A 17248-nucleotide genomic window follows, 5' to 3' on the forward strand; every position below is an offset into this window, starting at 1 on the left:
ATGAATAACAACCATAGCCAGCGCAGTTTCTTTTTTAATGTTGATTGGGTAACGGTGTTCCTGTATCTTATATTTTGTACCATAGGCTGGTTTAATATTCATGCCGCCGTGTTTGATGAAAAGCATCCCAGCTTTATTGATAGCAACACCCATTACGGCAAGCAGTTTATATACATAATTGCAGGAGTTGTAGTAGGTATGATTATTTTGCTATTGGAAAGCCGTTTTATTGCTACCCTGGCACCAGTGTTTTATGTAGTAACTACCTTACTGTTAATTGTAGTTTTAGTAATAGGTAAAAACGTAGGCGGAAACCAGGCCTGGATAAATATAGGGGGAGGATTCAGGCTCCAACCTTCGGAATTTGCCAAGTTTTCTACCTGTTTATTGCTGGCCCGGTATTTAAGTTCGGTTAATATCAAAGTAACCGAAGTTAAATCATTTTTTATAGCCGCTGCTATCATATTGTTTCCGATGATTTTGATAAAGCTGCAGCCAGACGATGGTTCAACGCTGGTATTTTGTTCACTTATATTTGTCTTGTACAGAGAAGGTTTATCCCCATACTTTTTGGTAACCATTGGTACAATGATAACGTTGTTCATCACATCGCAAATTTATAATGAGTACTATATTATGATTATAATAGTCATAATTGGTGCTATTATAGCATATGCAAATAAGCGCAACCGACAAGCTATATTTAAAACAATTGCGGTAGTTGCAGTTTGTGTTGGATTTGTTTTTATAGCCAAACCACTTTATAATCATGGTTTAAAACAACACCAAAGGGCACGTATTGATGTGGTGTTGGGTATTACAACAGATTCACATGGCGTAGGTTATAATCAAAATCAATCAAAAATAGCAATTGGTTCCGGGAGGCTGTGGGGCAAAGGATATTTAAAAGGTACACAAACCAAATACGCGTTTGTACCAGAGCAAAGCACTGATTTTATTTTTTGTACCATAGGCGAAGAATGGGGTTTTGCAGGATCGGTAGTAGTGCTGGGTTTATACCTGTTTTTATTGCTGCGAATTATATTTATTGCCGAAAGACAACGTGCACCTTTTTCACGCATATATGCGTACGGGGTGGCCTCCGTTCTCTTTTTCCATGTGGTAATAAATATTGCTATGGCAATAGGAGTAATGCCTGTTATAGGCATCCCGCTGCCATTCATCAGCTACGGCGGCTCGTCATTACTGAGTTTTACCATCCTGCTGTTCGTGCTCATCAAGCTCGATTCGAACCGGATGGGGATAGTTTAGGTGCGGGGATCGTGGTGCGAGGAGGCGGGGAGCGGAAAGTGAAGTATTGATTGAGATTTTTAAAACAAAACTTTGTAATTGAAATTTCCTTAAAAATCTCAAATCTCAAATCTCAAATCTCAAATCTCAAATCTCAAATCTCAAATCTCAAATCTCAAATCTCAAATCTCAAATCTCAAATCTCAAATCTCAAACCGGGTATCTTCTTCTGAGCAGGGTGAAGAATTTTTGGCTGGTTGCTGGTTTAGACTCCCAGTTGTTTTTTACAATGTAGTTGGTCTTTAAAAAGCGCTCGGCTTCTTCAAAGGTGTTAAAGCGATTTACTATTTCAATGGCCTCGCTGTAGGCAAGGCTGTAGCCATTAAACAGGTCTTTTATATACAGCAGCTTATCGTTAAGGTTAATGGCCGATTTAAGATCGGTAATAGGCAATGCAACAGGTTGCCCGCTTACTGCATTCTCCTTTTCGGACCGCTGTGCTGACATTTTTTGATTCAGCGTAAGTACTTTGCCGTCGTTGTTATCGGCAGGTTTGGTAACTACCGGGGTAAATAGCTCTGATGGAACAACCGGTTTTTCGGGTTCGGCTGTAAGTTCAATAACCTGCTGTGGTTCTTCTGCCTGTGCAAGTTCAATTAAGGGCTCAATTCCTACCGCTTTCTGTTCATCTGTAGTGGCTTCGTCCAAAACAAGTTCCTGTTGAATCATCTCGGGTTCTTCACGTTCAAATGAATAGCTGTCGCCGGTGCTTTCCTCTTCAAGATCAATCTGGGCAACGGGCTGCTCAATTACAGGCTCGGGGGTTGGTACTTCTGGTTTAGCAGGGGTCTCAAAATTATAAACCACCGGTTCGGGATCTTTAGCAATTTCAAGCCGGGCTTCAGGAATGGGGGTTTGTTGTACAACAGGCTCAAAAAAACGCTGTTCGTGCAATACTTCAGATTTGTAAACAGGGGGAGCAACTACCGGCTTAGGCTGTTCAACAACAGGTTCTGGCTCGGCGGGCGGCAGTTGTAATTGTACCTGCGGAGTATTGCGCTCATGCAGGCGGCGCAGTATTTCGGCATGGTCTTTTAAAAAGTGGGCGTTGGCAACAAAAAGTTCAAGTTCAAGTTCGTTTAGGTCGCTGCTTTCGGCTTTCAGGTAGTCATATTGATCATTAAGCTCTTTTAAAATACCACCAATCTTTTTAAATACATCCATTTGCTTCATGGCTTCAATGTTAGGAAAATGCTTACCAAAAATAGGATAAAATTCTGATATTTGCCCTCTTGTTAAGGTAAACGTTGCAGTTTGGGTATATAATAAGCAATAAGCATTTTTTGTTTTCGCCCTGCATCCACTTAATAAAAATTTACGAGGAGCCCCATAAAATCAAGGGTTTTGAATAAGTATTTGGAGTTTAAAATTTACAGCCTGAGTTTTAGAATTTACCTTTTAGAATTTAGAATTTTTGCTTGAGTTTTTAAAATTTCTGTTTAGGATTTAGTGTTTGGAATTTAGTATTTAAAAGTTGATGGTTTATAACGAGGATGTTTTCAGGCGTAAAAGTGAGTTTGGCGGGAGTATTGAACTTATCTGCGGATCGATGTTTTCCGGTAAAACCGAAGAGCTTATCCGCAGGCTTAACCGGGCCCGCATTGCTAAATTAAAGGTAGAGATCTTTAGTCCGAAAGCTGATACCCGTTTTGCCGAAGACGCGCTGATATCACACAATGCCAAATCAATCCCCTCAACCGCAGTAGATAGCGCCTCAGCTATATTACTGCTTAGTAACGATGCCCACGTTATAGGTATTGATGAGGCGCAGTTTTTTGACGATGAGCTGCCCGAAGTTTGCAACATGTTGGCCAATAAAGGCATCCGTGTAATTGTTGCCGGGCTGGATATGGATTTTAAAGGTCGTCCTTTTGGGCCGATGCCCGCTATAATGGCCATCGCCGAATCGGTTACCAAACTGCATGCTGTATGCGTTGTTTGTGGCAACCCCGCGCTGTACTCTTACAGGTTGGTGCCCGATAATGCCCGCATCCTTTTAGGCGAAAAGGAGAGCTACGAACCCCGCTGCCGCATCTGCTATAACAGCTAATTGCATTTTATTGTAATATTTTAGCATAAATACCTCATTGTAAAAACAAAAGGGGGGCTTTGGTATGTTTATACCCCGAACGATAGTGTTGCGAAAGTTAATTATAATTAAATTTTATAATTTTTAATTAAAACTTTTGGCTATATTCGTTCCTAACCTTACAGCTCCTATGGCCAAAAAAATTTTAGTTATCGAAGACGATAAAGACATCAGGGATACCATTGTTTATGTACTGGAAGAAGAACACTATGAGGTGATAGCCTCAGAAGATGCCAAGATCCTGAAACGCATCAGCGATTTTAACCCCGATCTGATATTGCTCGATAACTGGCTTACCGACTGGAAAAGTGATGCCAATGGCCAGCAATTGAGCAAAGGCCTTAAAAGCAACCCTGCAACCAGCCATATTCCTGTAGTAATTATATCGGCCGTTAGCAATATCAAAGAAATTGCCGAAGCCGGTGATGCCGACGGCTACATCCGCAAACCCTTCGACCTTACCGAACTGATTGATATTGTTAAAAAATTTGCCGGGGTGAGTGTTGTTTAACTGAGTGGTGGGTAAAATTATTTTCCTGTTTTGATCTAAAGTAATCACGGAGTTTACTCACCCGACCATCGTTGCGCTTGGTCATCCTCTACGGCTTTGCCGTAAAGAGAGGAGGCTGTATTCGATATTGTGTTTTGGTAACTAAGAAGGAAGTGCTGCCGGGGTGAGTCGAACCAGGAAGCAGAATTAGCTTCCCTCCATCAAAATCTACACTTTGCATCCACCCCAATTCTCATCGTACGATATTTATTTTACTGCTCCTGTACGTAAATAAAAAAAATCAAGTTACTTTTACGCAACCAATTTTATAAACGCAAATATATGATAATCAGAAATGTTTACTTTTTACTGATCGGTATGTTACTGGTTGGCGCTACCGCATGCAAAAAAACATCTCCTTCTACGGGCAATTCCGGGAACGTTCCCGGAGATAGTGTGGTAGCCGGGGGAAAGGACCTGCCATCGGGAGCAAAGGATGGAGTTACCTACATCAATTCGGGTAAATCGGTGATTCTGAATTTGTACGCGCCTTCTAAAACATCGGTAAGTGTTATCGGTGATTTTAACGGCTGGACAGCTACCGACAAGTATGCCATGAACCACACCCCTGATGGTAAGCGCTGGTGGATCCAGATAGATAACCTCGACCCTAATACCGAATATGCGTATCAGTACTATATCGATAACTCGCTTAAAGTGGCCGACCCATACACCGAAAAGGTGCTTGATCCTGATAATGATAAATATATCGGTACCGATACGTACCCTGATTTAAAGGCCTATCCAACAGGTAAAACAACCGGCAACGTGAGTGTGCTGCAGGCCAATCAGCCCGCTTATACCTGGAAAGTGCCAACCTTTACACGTCCCGACAAAAAGAACCTGGTGATATACGAGCTGCTTGTGCGCGATTTTGTAGATAAGCACAACTATCAAACGCTAAAGGATACGATAAAATACTTTGCCAACCTGGGGGTTACAGCCATTGAGCTGATGCCTATTAACGAGTTTGAAGGCAACCTTTCATGGGGATACAATCCTTCATTTTATTTTGCGCCGGATAAATATTACGGCACCAAGAACGCGTTAAAAGCCTTTATTGACGAATGCCATGCAAACGGCATAGCGGTTATACAGGATATGGTGCTTAATCATTCGTTTGGTCAATCGCCAATGGTGCAGATGTATTTTAATAGTGCGGCTGGTAGACCGGCAGCAAATAGTCCCTGGTTTAATGTAGACCCAACGCACCCCTATAACGTGGGCTACCAATTTAATCACGAAAAAGCCGAAACCAAGTACTTTGTGAAAAATGTGCTTAAATTTTGGATGCAGGAGTATAAGATAGATGGTTTCCGGTTTGATTTATCTAAAGGATTTACACAAACCAATTATGGCACGGGCAGCGATGATGCCACGGTAAGCGCCTGGGGTAAATACGATGCAGGCCGTATAGCCATTTGGAAGGATTATAACAATTACATCAAAAGCATCGATAACAATAACTTTTATGTGATACTGGAACACTTTGCCGAAAACAAGGAAGAAAAAGAACTATCAGACGAGGGCATGATGCTTTGGAATAACCTCAACTACAATGCCAACGAGGCTACAATGGGCTGGGTTGGCACTTCAAACTTCCAGGGTATATTTTATGATCAGCATACGTTTACGCAGCCAAACGGACTGGTAGGCTATTTTGAAAGCCATGATGAGGAACGCCTGATGTACAAGAACTTTGCATTCGGTAACGCAAGCGGTAGTTACTCTATTAAAGGCAACCTGCAAACAGGTTTAAAGCGCGAAGAAATGGCGGCAGCTTTCTTACTGTCGGTTCCCGGACCTAAAATGATATGGCAGTTTGGCGAGCTGGGTTACGACCAAACTATCGACTTAAATGGTCGTACAGGCAACAAACCTATCAAATGGGATTATAATACCGATGTAGACCGCAGGCATTTATACAGCGTTTATGCAAAAATGATAAAACTTCGTAAAAAGAACGCTGTATTTGCCACTACCAACTACGTGTATAATTTGGCGGGCGGTGTTAAAACTATACAATTGAAGGATGCCAGCGCCAATGTAGAGGTAATTGGCAACTTTGACGTAGTAAACCAAACAGAGGATATAAACTTTACATCAACAGGTACCTGGTACGATAATATTACCGGTACCAGCATAAATGTTACCAAAGTGCCTTTTACCATGACCCTTGCCCCAGGCGAATATCATGTGTACAGCAGTACCATGTTAACACCATAATAATTAGCTAAAACGCTTACAGTAAAGGCTCCCGGCATGTACGGGAGCCTTTTTTTGTATACCAGTTTTATAGTGGATTAACATAATAAAAACTTAATTGCCTTATTTATAGTTGATTGTTAATTATTTAACCGTACATTCGCATAATTAAATAAAAATATAATGCAAGGAACAGTAAAATTTTTCAATGAAAGCAAAGGTTTCGGATTTATTACACCTACAAATGGTGGTGCCGAAGTTTTTGTACACGCCTCAGGCCTTATCGACACTATCCGTGAAAATGATAGCGTTACCTACGATGTAGAACAAGGTAAAAAGGGGTTGAATGCGGTAAATGTAAAAGTAGGTTAATTCTATTATAACAATACAATCGTACAAGCATCTGTCCAAAAGGCAGATGCTTTTTTTGTGGAGGAAACTTTATTGTAACACCACAACCTTGTCATCCTGAGCGTAGAGAAGGATCTATTATTAGGCTGTGCATATCGGTTATGTATGTCGCAGAATAGATGCTTCACTCCGTTCAGCATGACAATCTTTGAAGACTCCCTATCAGAAGCTCCTAAAACAAAAAACGCGGATAGCTAAAGCCATCCGCGTTTTTTATATGATCTTAAAATCGCTTAGTTTAAATACGATTGTAACAGGTTTGATTTTGAGTTGTGGCGTAAACGCATTAACGCTTTGTCTTTGAGTTGACGTACACGCTCACGTGTCAGGTTAAATTTCTCGCCTATTTCTTCTAAAGAATGAGCGGCATAACCACCTAACCCAAAGAATAAGATAATAACCTCACGGTCGCGTTCGGCAAGGATACCTAATGAACGTTTAATTTCCTGCGATAAAGAATCGATCATCAGATCGGTATCTGTAGCCGCATCGGTGCTTTGCAGTACATCAAGCAAAGTGTTTTCTTCGCCCTGGATAAAAGGTGCATCCATAGAGATCTGCCTGCCGGCGTTGCTCAATGAATCGGATATTTTTTCAACAGATATTTCCAGGTCATCTGCCAGTTCTTCTGGTGTTGGCTGTCTTTCGTACTGTTGTTCTAATTTTGATGCTGCTTTATGAATTTTGCTTAATGAACCAATTTGGTTTAATGGCAAGCGTACAATACGTGATTGCTCGGCAACGGCCGATAATATAGACTGGCGAATCCACCATACTGCGTATGAAATGAATTTAAAGCCTTTTGTTTCGTCAAAACGTTTTGCGGCTTTAATTAAGCCTAAGTTACCTTCATTAATTAAATCGCCTAAAGTAAGGCCTTGGTTTTGGTATTGTTTTGCTACTGATACCACAAAACGAAGGTTGGTTTTAGTTAACCTTTCTAATGCGGCCTGGTCGCCCTCACGTATCTTTTGAGCCAGGATCACTTCTTCCTGCGCGGTTATTAAATCCACTTTACCTATTTCATGCAGATACTTCTCAAGCGATTGAGATTCACGATTGGTAATTGATTGGGATATTTTGAGTTGTCTCATTTTTTTGAACGGATTTTTTTGAGCTAATAAACTTCCGATAAGATTTGGCACGGATGGTTTAACATGCAGTATAAAAAATATGATAAATTAAACTTTGCTTCTTTAAGTTTTCTTACACCCGGCATATGTATTAAACGAGGGTTGGCAAATGATATTATTGCAGTAAGAAGCGTGGTGTTTATAAATATTAAAATATAGCAGTTACCAACTAAATGTTTAATCAATATATGATCTCTTAAATGGATGCACAAAGATACGCAAACAATTGCTATTATTATGTCAAATATAGAGCTATTTACACTTTAATATTCAAGCTGGCTGCGGCCCCTGTTTCTTACTCTTTTGTAGTGATAACTTCTGGGTTTTGCTCGTCTTTTTTACCATGATTTTTGTTCCATTTTATTTTGATTTTGCCCGTTTCTACATCTGTAGCTAATATATGCAATACAATGCCGCGCATCCGCTTTTTATCGCGTTCAGTTTGGTCAACTATGGCAGTATCGCCTTTGGGGTTACGCAATGGTATATCCAAAGCAATGTTTGTACCCCTTGATAGTGAATAAACCCCTACCACATCCATATTTAAAACGCTGGTGTTTATTTTCATGGGGGCTATTTTTATTTTATCTCCGTCGATATCAAACTTACCATCAAGGTTAGAGAACTTAATGTTTTTAAGATCGCGAAACGGGAATGCAAATTTACCCACACTTTGAATGGGTGAGAAATTAACCAATGCGCCGTTTTTAAGGTTAATGGTAGCAAGCCCTTTTAACGATTGCGGTACCAGGTTTCCCTCTTTATTTATCCCCCCGGTAATATGGGCCTGGGCCGATAAAAAGCCCTTTAAATTTTCTGATGTAAAATCCTTTAACCCAAAGTTATTAAACGAATAAAAGAAGTTACTGGTATTTACATTATCAATTTTAGTGTTCAGGGTAAAAGTATTGCGGCTGCCATTTTGCACAACTGTACCATTCATTTTTAATGATCCGCCGGCATGTTTCAGGCTTACATTTTTTACCTGTATGGCGTTATCGCCCAACAGCAAATCGGCGGTGGCATCTGTAGCCAGGAATTTTTTATAGTAAACCTTGTCAACCCGCAGGTGCATTTCGGCCTTGCCTTTTTCAAAGGCTGTATTAAGTTGGCTAGTAAGGTTACCGCTGCTTTTACCTTTTGATGGCGTTTCGTCGGCTCTGCTGTTCAAAAAGCCCAGGAACTCGGCCAAATGTATCTGCGGACTATGGATCTGCCAGGTGAGCAGGATTTTTTCTGGCGCGTTGTAATACAGGTTCAGGAAGTTGTTGACACGGCCTTCCATATATACAATGCTGTTGCCGTTTTGCATGCGTATATTGTTCAGCAGCAGATCGTTGCCCGTGAATTTTAATGATATAGAGTTGTTTTTAAAATAGAGGTTGCGGGGCACATAACTTATATCGGCATTGTTAATGTTTATGGCACCGGCAAGCAGCGGCTTGCTGATCTTGTAATTTACCAGATCGGCTTTGTAGGCCAGCTTTAAATCGGCAGTGCCTTTGGTAAATTTAAGGCTCTGCGGGCCAATTAACGGGTTAAGTTTGACAATATTAAAGCGTGATTTAAAAATACCTGTAGCTACAGGTGTATTTAAATTATTAATGAAAGCGGTATCAACAGTAAATGGAATTTCCTTATATGTGCCGTTAAAATGATACAGTTTTATAACCGAGTTTTCGTCGCCAAGGCCTTTGCCGTTTACATAATTGTTGGAAAATACGCCGTTAAAACTAACATTATCTATTTTGCCGCCGGGAGTGGTAAGGGTATTGTCTTTTACCTTACAAGTTACAAATAACGATGGATCTCCCCCCCCGCCAAAGCTGCCCGCAATATCGGCAGTAACAGCAATAGGCTCGTCGATATTAAACATACTGAGGGTTTTGGTGATGTTAGGCGCCAGCAGGCTTGCGGCGCTTTTCCAAAGAATTTTATCGTCGGCAACATTAAGCACAAAGGCCACGTCTTTTTTCGACAGGTCGAACTTACCGCCTATAGTAAACGGATCATCGCCAATATTCAGTGTATTGGGGGCCACAGTTATCACTTTTGCCTGTTCGTTATAAGTAATATCAAAAGGGCCTTCCAGCAGGCGGTCCTTTAAAAAACTGCCTCTTTTAGTATTAAAGGAAAAACTGTTAACCATGGTTTTCAGCTTCATATTCAGTTTCCAGCCCGATGATGGGTAGTCCATATCGCCCTTAATTTCCTTTACATCGAATTTAAAAAGCTTAAAGGCCCGGCGATCGTCAATTGTAAAATTAACGTTGCTAAGGTTAAAGCGGTTTATTTCTGTTGATGAACTGCTTGCATCTGTAGGCTTTTTTTCGGGTTTGGGATTGCTTTTAAAAACAGCGGTATTGCTGTAGCCGCTGGTATCGGTAAACAAATCAATACTGGCATTGCTGATAGCTATTTTATTGATCTGCACGGTACCTTTAAGTAAGGCCATAGCGTTTACAGATACATCAAAATTCTTGGCATCAAGTAATGTATGGTGATGTACAGGCCATTGTTTATCCTTTATCACCACGTTACGTAAACTAACAGATACCCCCGGGAAGCCCCCAAAAAACGTAGGATCAAGCGAGCCTATGGTAAGGGTACCGTTTAGGTTTTTATTAAGCGCCGTGGTTATCATTCCCAACACCTTTTGCTTGTTTGAAATAATGTATAACGATATAGCTATAAAGGCGATTATAATGATACCCACCAATATGCCGGTTATTTTTAATATAGTTTTTATCCACTTAGGCATGTGTACAGATTTAATAACATAAAAAGGTTTAATAACAGTAATTGTTTGAATAATAGTTTGATAAACCCCTTAGTTGTAAAGTGATACAAAACTGTTACGTTAATTAATTATTAGGTTAATAATAATAAGCTGCTGGTTAATTTTATTATAAGTAAAACTTATATAAAACAGCAGGATAGTCCTTTTGATATTCTTCCCCAAAGCGCCTTTTTATACTTAATACCTGCGTATTTCCCGTATACCAGCCAGCTTTTTCTGCGTAGTTATACGCTTCACTATCACGTATATGTACGCGGTAATAAGCGTACAAGCACTTGCTGTTTAGTACCCTGTAATGCCCAATTTTACTTCCGCAGATCGGGGATAGTCGTCGCCTTAAATTACCCTTTTAACGGGAATTGTTTGGAAGATGTTTAAACCGGGCTTCATAAACCTATACTTAAAACACAATACTCATGATTTATCAGGCTGTAAGCTTTTTAGCCGAACAACTTAACCACTATCTGAAAACAACAGATGGCAACAGTACGCTGGCTTCAAACTTTACCCAGCTCAGAAATGTGGCCCATCTTACAGATGATGAGATAAAAAACCTCAATAACATACTGGTTACCCTGGTAAATGTATCTGAGGAATTTACCATGAAAAACAATCCTAATTATGTGCGCCAGGGCGATAATATCAACTACCAAAATGCGCCCATGTATTTGAATCTGTATGTATTGTTTTCGTCATGTATCAACACATCATATGAAAAATCGCTCATCTACCTGTCGCAGATAGTGGAGTTTTTCCAGGGGAAAAACACATTTACCAAACAAAACAGTCCTACTACTAAAACCGGCATGGGCGATTTTCGCCTGCACCTGGATATCTATTCGCCAACGTTTGAGCAGGCTAACTACCTGTGGAGCACGCTGGGCGGCAAACAATTTCCATATGTATTATACCGTGTTCGGCTGGTTGAAATTCAGCGTGAAAACGTTACCGAAACCCGCGGAATTATTAAACAAGTAGAGTTAAGAGAAAAATTGAGTTAGGGATAAGTGCGGGTGATCAATATTAAAATAAACCCGAATGAAACTGTTACTGAGTTACGAAACCTTATTTGAGCTTAACATTAAGCACCATTACCATTTAGATGATGGCGACAAGCTTTTTGATACGCTTAATGCCACAGATCAGCTGGCTTTACAAAACCGCTACAACACCGGCGATTTTTTGAGCATCAGCCCAACTTTGGCAACCCGTGCCCTAATGGCGGGCTGCAATGTGGTTTGCAAGGTAACATCAACCGGAGTTATCACCGGTATTCAATATCTATCAAACGCGGGCGTATTACAGCCGCTTATAAATCCTGCCGATACAAAAGTTTTTAGTTTCGCGATTACAATTACCGATGGTCTTTTTTCAAATTACAGCACACTTCCTTTACAAGCTCCGGCAGGCATGGTATACTATTTTACCAATGACCCTTCATTTTCTGCACGTGTTTTTCCGTATTTAACCGCCACAGTGGCCACCTATCAACCGGGTGTTGATTATTACCCCGGCGATATGCTGGTTGATAACCAGGCAACGCCCGCTAAGCTTTTCATCGCGCAGCAAAAAAATAACCTTAACCCTGGCCTGGGCGCAACGCCCGCCGGTAACTGGATAACTGATACGCTGGTAGCCGGCAAACCACTGGCTTACGCAAGCACCGCCGATATGGTACGCCGCAGCGGCCGCGTATTTACTTATGAAGTTACCGTACCCGGTAAAACACCAAACCTTATCATTACCGACAGGCAAGGGAACACCATACCTGTAATAACCGTACTGGAAACCGGCGATCTTAATACCATAAAGGCCGATATAAGCGCACAGCCAGAAGGATTATACCATGCGCAGATCAGCACCGCCGATGCCAGTTATACAGATAGTTTTCCGTTTTATTTTACGCATGACGCAGCGGCATGGGCATTTGTTGATGTATGCGTAAAAACCGGCAAAGCTGCCCATGATCTTTTTAAGGCTGATGGCAGCTTAAAATCGCCGGTGTTTAGTTTGCGGTTCAAAAACAGGGCAACTTACTGGCGGTATGTGGGCAAATCATTTGGTGCGGCATCGGTAAGTGACAACGCGTTGCCGCTTACCCGGCAGGGTTTTATAGCCGTAAAGGTTAAGGACAAGAACAATAACCTAACTACCGATGAATTACCCAACGCATCGGCAGCGATGATAAAACCAGAAATGAACCAGATTTTTTCGGACATATTTATTTAGCAAGCAAAAAAAAAGCAATATGGCAACATACAAAACTCCAGGTGTTTATGTGGAAGAGATTCCGCTGCTACCTCCATCGGTGGCCGAAGTTGAAACGGCTATCCCGGCCTTTATAGGCTACACTCAAAAAATTTCCTATAATGGAGTAAATCTGCAAAATAATCCGGTGAGGATTAAATCGCTTAAAGAGTATGAGCAGATCTTTGGTTTTGCAGAAAATACAGTTTTTAACACCACAACTACCGTCGGCGCCATCAGGATCAATAAAACAGGCACCACATTTACGCTCAATAACCAGTTAGATGATCCTTACCCGGCCCTTAAATTCAGGATGTATTATTGCCTGCAATTGTATTTTGCTAATGGTGGTGGTCCGTGCTATATATCGTCTGCCGGGCAAACTGGTGCTGCCGTGGCAGTTACCCAGGGCGAACTGCTGGCCGCACTGGCTGCCGTTCAAAAGGAGGACGAGCCAACCATACTGTTATTTACCGATGCCGTAACACTTACCGATGTAGCCCAGTATTATGGCTTATTTACTACCGCCTTAATTCAAGCCGCGTTTTTACAGGATAGGGTAGTAATCATAGATCCATATGTGGCCGTTGCCGATAAAGGTAAAAAAGCCTTTGCCGATTTGGCGTTAGCCTTCCGTAACGGTGTAGGTTTAAACAACCTGAGCTACGGAGCGGCCTATTACCCTTGGTTGCAAACCACCATAGATTATTATCTGGACGAAAGCCAGCAAAAGGTAGTGGCCGGCACAGGTACAACTGTTGCCGATATCCCGGCCAATGCGGTGCTGCGTAACGATGCCGCCACTGGCTTATCAATTTATCACCTTAACAGCGATTTGTATAATACCATTAAGCAACAGCTTAGTCAGTATGCGGTTATTTTGCCGCCGGCTGCTGCAATGGCCGGGGTTTATGCCCAGGTTGATGTTACCCGTGGCGTTTGGAAAGCACCGGCCAATGTAAGCCTTAACCTGGTAGCCGCGCCAATGGTTAAAATAGATGATGGCGATCAGGACGATATGAACGTTACCAGCACAGGTAAATCTGTAAACGCTATCCGTGCGTTTTCTGGCAAGGGGATATTGGTTTGGGGGGCACGTACGCTGGCCGGTAATGATAACGAGTGGCGTTACATATCGGTAAGGCGCTTCTTTAACATGGTCGAAGAATCTGTTAAAAACTCAACCGAGCCTTTTGTATTTGAACCTAACGACGGGAACACATGGTCGAAAATAAGGGGGATGATAGCTAACTTTTTAACGCTGCAATGGCGTGCCGGTGCCCTGCAGGGCGCTAAACCCGAGGATGCCTTTTTTGTACACGTTGGACTTGGCGAAACCATGACCGCGCTGGATATCCTCGAAGGCAGGGTTATAGTAGAGGTTGGTATGGCGGTAGTACGTCCGGCCGAGTTCATTATACTGCGTTTCAGTCATAAAATGGTTCAATCTTAAAAATTTAAAGTCATGGCCTATAAAACACCCGGAGTTTATGTGCAGGAGATCGCACTGTTCCCGCCATCAGTAGCCGAAGTGGCAACCGCTATACCTGCCTTTATAGGCTATACAGCATTTGCCCTAACGCCCGATGGTAAATCATTGGCGCAAACGCCAACACGTATCCAATCGCTGCTGGAGTTTGAAACCCTGTATGGCGGCAATTACGTACAGCAAAGTTTTACAGTAACGGTAAAGTCGGTTACTAATGCGCTCTTAAGTATCCAGCCCGATAAATTCTTTTACCTGTACACCGCACTCAGGCAGTATTTTGATAACGGCGGCGGCCCCTGCTATATAGTGTCTGTGGGTTCCTTTGCCGATGTTATTACCTACCAGCCCATTGCCGATGGCATAGATAATTTATCGGCTTATGATGAGCCAACGCTTATAGTATTCCCGGATGCGGTTGGTCTGCTTGATGCTACTAACAAGCCCGATGTTATTAAATTCAGCCAGCTGCAAAACAAATCGCTGGCACTTTGCGCAAGTATGCAGGATAGGTTTTCGATATTCGATCTTATCCAGGGCGATCAAAAGCAGGATGTAAGCCTTAAACCTATCGATAACTTTCGTAATTCAACCGGTTTAAACAGCCTCAACTATGGTGCGGCCTATTACCCCTGGATCATAACCAGCTACCCCATCAGTGTCGATTTCAGACAACTTGCTTTCCAAACTGATGCTAATCCGGCGGTTGCTATTACTAATTACGATGCGTTTTCAAGCAACCCGGTTGAAAAAGCTTTTGTTACCGATCTGCAAAATAAAATAGCCGATACCAATTCCGTACTGGCCAAAGTATTTACCACCCAGGCTGATAAGGATTTGCTGCGCATTGCAGGCATCGATGCCATAAAGGCAAAATTAAACGTACTGGTAAATGCCTTGGGCAATAACGTAACGCCCGACACCCAGCTTACCAATTACCTGAGCCTGCTGGCCTTGGTTGTGGTATCGTTTAAAAAAGTAAAAGATGCACTGGCAGCAACGTCGCCGCTTAATGTAGATGTTGACCGTATAGCGCTGGATACCAAGCTTACCGATGCTATTGTAAAGCTGATATCCATAGAAAAAAATCCAAAAGTACAAGCTAACAATCCCGGCCGTACCCCAAAAACAACCTACACCGTACTTGATGGTACCAGTTGGCTGCAAACACTTACGTACGATACCGTTGTAGCCAAGGCCGATAATTACTCGCACAATGCTGTAGGTTCGCTGGCTATAGTGCAATCGCTGCAGGATGTTGTTAACACCATTCTGTCATCGTTCGGGGCATTGCTTAGCGGGGCCTTGTTTTATGAAAACCAGGCCGAGCAGGCGCTGTTTGCAGGTAATGCTTTTTTCAATGGAGTTAATGCCGGCATTATTCAAAAAATGCGCACCATACCACCATCGGGCTCAATTGCAGGGGTATATGCCGCTGTTGATAACAGTCGCGGCGTTTGGAAAGCACCAGCAAATGTTAGTCTGAATAATGTTATTGGCCCTGCCGTTAAAATCGACAGCAGCGACCAGGACGATATGAACGTTACCTCAACCGGAAAATCAATAAACGCCATACGTGCGTTTGCCGGTCGCGGTACGCTGGTTTGGGGTGCCCGCACACTGGCCGGTAATGATAACGAATGGCGTTACGTACCCGTACGCCGCTTTTTCATCATGGTTGAAGAATCGGTTAAAAAGGCAACCTATCCCTTCGTTTTCGAAACCAACGATGCCAATACATGGTCGAAACTGCGGGCTATGGTACAAAACTTTTTAACGCTGCAATGGCGGGCCAGTGCCTTACAGGGTGCCAAACCTGAGGACGCGTTTTTTGTAAACGTTGGTCTTGGTGAAACCATGACTGCCCTTGATGTGCTGGAAGGCCGCCTTATTGTAGAAATAGGCATGGCTGCTGTGCGCCCGGCAGAGTTTATCATTCTGCGTTTCTCACACAAAATGCTGGAAAATTAGAATTTAAGCCGAAGGCTGAAAGCAAAAAGCTTAAGGCTTCACAAACAAATGAATTAAAAACGATCTATAACAAAATCAACATGTTCAATGCTTTTTGCTTTAGGCTTTCTGCTTTCAGCTTTTAGGCTTTGGACTTAAAAACAAAACAAATGGCAAATTACCCTCTACCCAAATTCCATTTCCAGGTTGACTGGGGTGGCACACGTATCGGTTTTACCGAAGTAACCGGTTTACAGATCGAAACAGAAGTGATCGAATACCGTGAAGGCAGCAGCAAGGAGTACAACAAGGTGAAAATGCCCGGCATGCGCAAGTATGGCAACATCACCCTTAAACGCGGAACCTTTGCCAGCGATAATGATTTTTTTAACTGGATGAACACCGTAAAACTAAGCACTATTGAAAGGCGCGATTTAACCATCAACCTGCTTAACGAGGAGCACCAGCCGGTAGTAACCTGGTCTGTAAAAAACGCTTTTCCGGTAAAAATCCAATCGGCCGATCTGAAGTCCGACGCTAACGAGGCCGCAATTGAAACGCTGGAAGTTGCACACGAAGGTTTAACCATTAAAAACGGCTGATAATTATGCCATTCGACGCTAAATCGGGTTATCCCCCTCTGGGGTTCCACTTCAGTGTAACGTTCACCGGCATTGGCGACGAGCAGATCGACAGCCGCTTCCAGAATGTATCGGGCCTGTCCATGGAGATGGAAACCGAGGCAAGAAAGGAGGGTGGCGAAAACCGGTTTGAACATGCCCTGCCCGTACGTGCCAAATTTCCGGCCCTGGTGCTAAAGCGCGGATTGATCACTAAATCAAAACTGCTGGTTGACTGGTGTAACAACGTGTTCAATAATTTTATTATCGAACCCAAAGACCTCACCGTGAGCCTGCTTAATGAAGATCATGAACCGCTTTTAACCTGGAACGTGGTACAGGCCTGGCCAAAAAAATGGAGCCTGAGCGATTTAAACGCCGAACAAAACAGCATAGCTATTGAAAGTTTTGAACTGCAATACCAATACTACACCATTAAAACTTAA

At 42.4% G+C, this 17248-nt stretch carries 14 protein-coding genes; 11 read left to right on the forward strand and 3 right to left on the reverse strand.

The genetic code is table 11. From position 1 onward, the window contains the following. Positions 1–1272 (forward strand): rod shape-determining protein RodA, encoded by a 1272-nt coding sequence (gene rodA, locus BLS59_RS05485; RefSeq protein WP_091145824.1) that lies wholly within the window; start codon positions 1–3, stop codon positions 1270–1272. Positions 1273–1461: 189 nt separating this feature from the next. Here rodA and BLS59_RS05490 read toward each other — a convergent pair whose 3' ends face one another. Further along, a complete protein-coding gene (locus tag BLS59_RS05490) occupies positions 1462–2484 on the reverse strand; it encodes a hypothetical protein (protein ID WP_091145827.1) in 1023 nt (340 codons plus the stop codon). Positions 2485–2788: 304 nt separating this feature from the next. Here BLS59_RS05490 and BLS59_RS05495 point away from each other — a divergent pair, with 304 nt between their 5' ends. The 4 genes from BLS59_RS05495 to BLS59_RS05510 all read left to right on the forward strand — a co-directional run bounded on the left by BLS59_RS05495 (position 2789) and on the right by BLS59_RS05510 (position 6527). Beyond that, positions 2789–3361, forward strand: a complete 573-nt coding sequence (locus tag BLS59_RS05495; protein ID WP_091145831.1) for a thymidine kinase — start codon at positions 2789–2791, stop codon at positions 3359–3361. 169 nt (positions 3362–3530) lie between these two features. Beyond that, on the forward strand, positions 3531–3911 hold the full coding sequence (locus BLS59_RS05500) for a response regulator (protein WP_091145835.1): 381 nt from the start codon (positions 3531–3533) through the stop codon (positions 3909–3911). Between the two features lie 321 nt (positions 3912–4232). Further along, positions 4233–6176 (forward strand): alpha-amylase family glycosyl hydrolase, encoded by a 1944-nt coding sequence (locus tag BLS59_RS05505; protein WP_091145840.1) that lies wholly within the window; start codon positions 4233–4235, stop codon positions 6174–6176. A 159-nt stretch (positions 6177–6335) separates the two neighbouring features. Beyond that, complete coding sequence (locus BLS59_RS05510) at positions 6336–6527, forward strand: cold-shock protein (RefSeq protein WP_091145844.1); 192 nt, start codon at positions 6336–6338, stop codon at positions 6525–6527. A 272-nt stretch (positions 6528–6799) separates the two neighbouring features. Here BLS59_RS05510 and BLS59_RS05515 read toward each other — a convergent pair whose 3' ends face one another. Both BLS59_RS05515 and BLS59_RS05520 read right to left on the reverse strand, forming a co-directional pair. Continuing rightward, a complete protein-coding gene (locus BLS59_RS05515; protein WP_091145848.1) occupies positions 6800–7660 on the reverse strand; it encodes a sigma-70 family RNA polymerase sigma factor in 861 nt (286 codons plus the stop codon). A 334-nt stretch (positions 7661–7994) separates the two neighbouring features. After that, a complete protein-coding gene (locus tag BLS59_RS05520; protein ID WP_091145853.1) occupies positions 7995–10460 on the reverse strand; it encodes an AsmA family protein in 2466 nt (821 codons plus the stop codon). Between the two features lie 455 nt (positions 10461–10915). On the opposite strand from BLS59_RS05520, the gene BLS59_RS05525 reads away from it, so the two are divergent. The 6 genes from BLS59_RS05525 to BLS59_RS05550 all read left to right on the forward strand — a co-directional run bounded on the left by BLS59_RS05525 (position 10916) and on the right by BLS59_RS05550 (position 17248). After that, positions 10916–11500 (forward strand): Pvc16 family protein, encoded by a 585-nt coding sequence (locus BLS59_RS05525; RefSeq protein ID WP_091145857.1) that lies wholly within the window; start codon positions 10916–10918, stop codon positions 11498–11500. A 37-nt stretch (positions 11501–11537) separates the two neighbouring features. Beyond that, positions 11538–12728 (forward strand): hypothetical protein, encoded by a 1191-nt coding sequence (locus BLS59_RS05530; RefSeq protein ID WP_091145861.1) that lies wholly within the window; start codon positions 11538–11540, stop codon positions 12726–12728. Positions 12729–12747: 19 nt separating this feature from the next. Continuing rightward, entirely contained in the window at positions 12748–14199 is a 1452-nt protein-coding gene (locus BLS59_RS05535; protein WP_091145864.1) for a phage tail sheath family protein, read from the forward strand. Positions 14200–14211: 12 nt separating this feature from the next. Further along, positions 14212–16203, forward strand: a complete 1992-nt coding sequence (locus BLS59_RS05540) for a phage tail sheath family protein (protein WP_091145867.1) — start codon at positions 14212–14214, stop codon at positions 16201–16203. Between the two features lie 149 nt (positions 16204–16352). Then, positions 16353–16784, forward strand: coding sequence for a phage tail protein (locus tag BLS59_RS05545; protein WP_091145872.1), 432 nt, complete (start codon positions 16353–16355; stop codon positions 16782–16784). Between the two features lie 5 nt (positions 16785–16789). After that, positions 16790–17248 (forward strand): phage tail protein, encoded by a 459-nt coding sequence (locus BLS59_RS05550; RefSeq protein WP_091145875.1) that lies wholly within the window; start codon positions 16790–16792, stop codon positions 17246–17248.

The sequence above is a fragment of the Mucilaginibacter pineti genome (assembly GCF_900101875.1).
Taxonomy (GTDB): domain Bacteria; phylum Bacteroidota; class Bacteroidia; order Sphingobacteriales; family Sphingobacteriaceae; genus Mucilaginibacter; species Mucilaginibacter pineti.

Coding starts and splice junctions, on each gene's coding strand:
- rodA (WP_091145824.1), top strand. CDS start 1: ATGAATAACAACCATAGCCAGCGCAGTTTCTTTTTTAATGTTGATTGG.
- BLS59_RS05490 (WP_091145827.1), bottom strand. CDS start 2,484: ATGAAGCAAATGGATGTATTTAAAAAGATTGGTGGTATTTTAAAAGAG.
- BLS59_RS05495 (WP_091145831.1), top strand. CDS start 2,789: ATGGTTTATAACGAGGATGTTTTCAGGCGTAAAAGTGAGTTTGGCGGG.
- BLS59_RS05500 (WP_091145835.1), top strand. CDS start 3,531: ATGGCCAAAAAAATTTTAGTTATCGAAGACGATAAAGACATCAGGGAT.
- BLS59_RS05505 (WP_091145840.1), top strand. CDS start 4,233: ATGATAATCAGAAATGTTTACTTTTTACTGATCGGTATGTTACTGGTT.
- BLS59_RS05515 (WP_091145848.1), bottom strand. CDS start 7,660: ATGAGACAACTCAAAATATCCCAATCAATTACCAATCGTGAATCTCAA.
- BLS59_RS05520 (WP_091145853.1), bottom strand. CDS start 10,460: ATGCCTAAGTGGATAAAAACTATATTAAAAATAACCGGCATATTGGTG.
- BLS59_RS05525 (WP_091145857.1), top strand. CDS start 10,916: ATGATTTATCAGGCTGTAAGCTTTTTAGCCGAACAACTTAACCACTAT.
- BLS59_RS05530 (WP_091145861.1), top strand. CDS start 11,538: ATGAAACTGTTACTGAGTTACGAAACCTTATTTGAGCTTAACATTAAG.
- BLS59_RS05535 (WP_091145864.1), top strand. CDS start 12,748: ATGGCAACATACAAAACTCCAGGTGTTTATGTGGAAGAGATTCCGCTG.
- BLS59_RS05540 (WP_091145867.1), top strand. CDS start 14,212: ATGGCCTATAAAACACCCGGAGTTTATGTGCAGGAGATCGCACTGTTC.
- BLS59_RS05545 (WP_091145872.1), top strand. CDS start 16,353: ATGGCAAATTACCCTCTACCCAAATTCCATTTCCAGGTTGACTGGGGT.
- BLS59_RS05550 (WP_091145875.1), top strand. CDS start 16,790: ATGCCATTCGACGCTAAATCGGGTTATCCCCCTCTGGGGTTCCACTTC.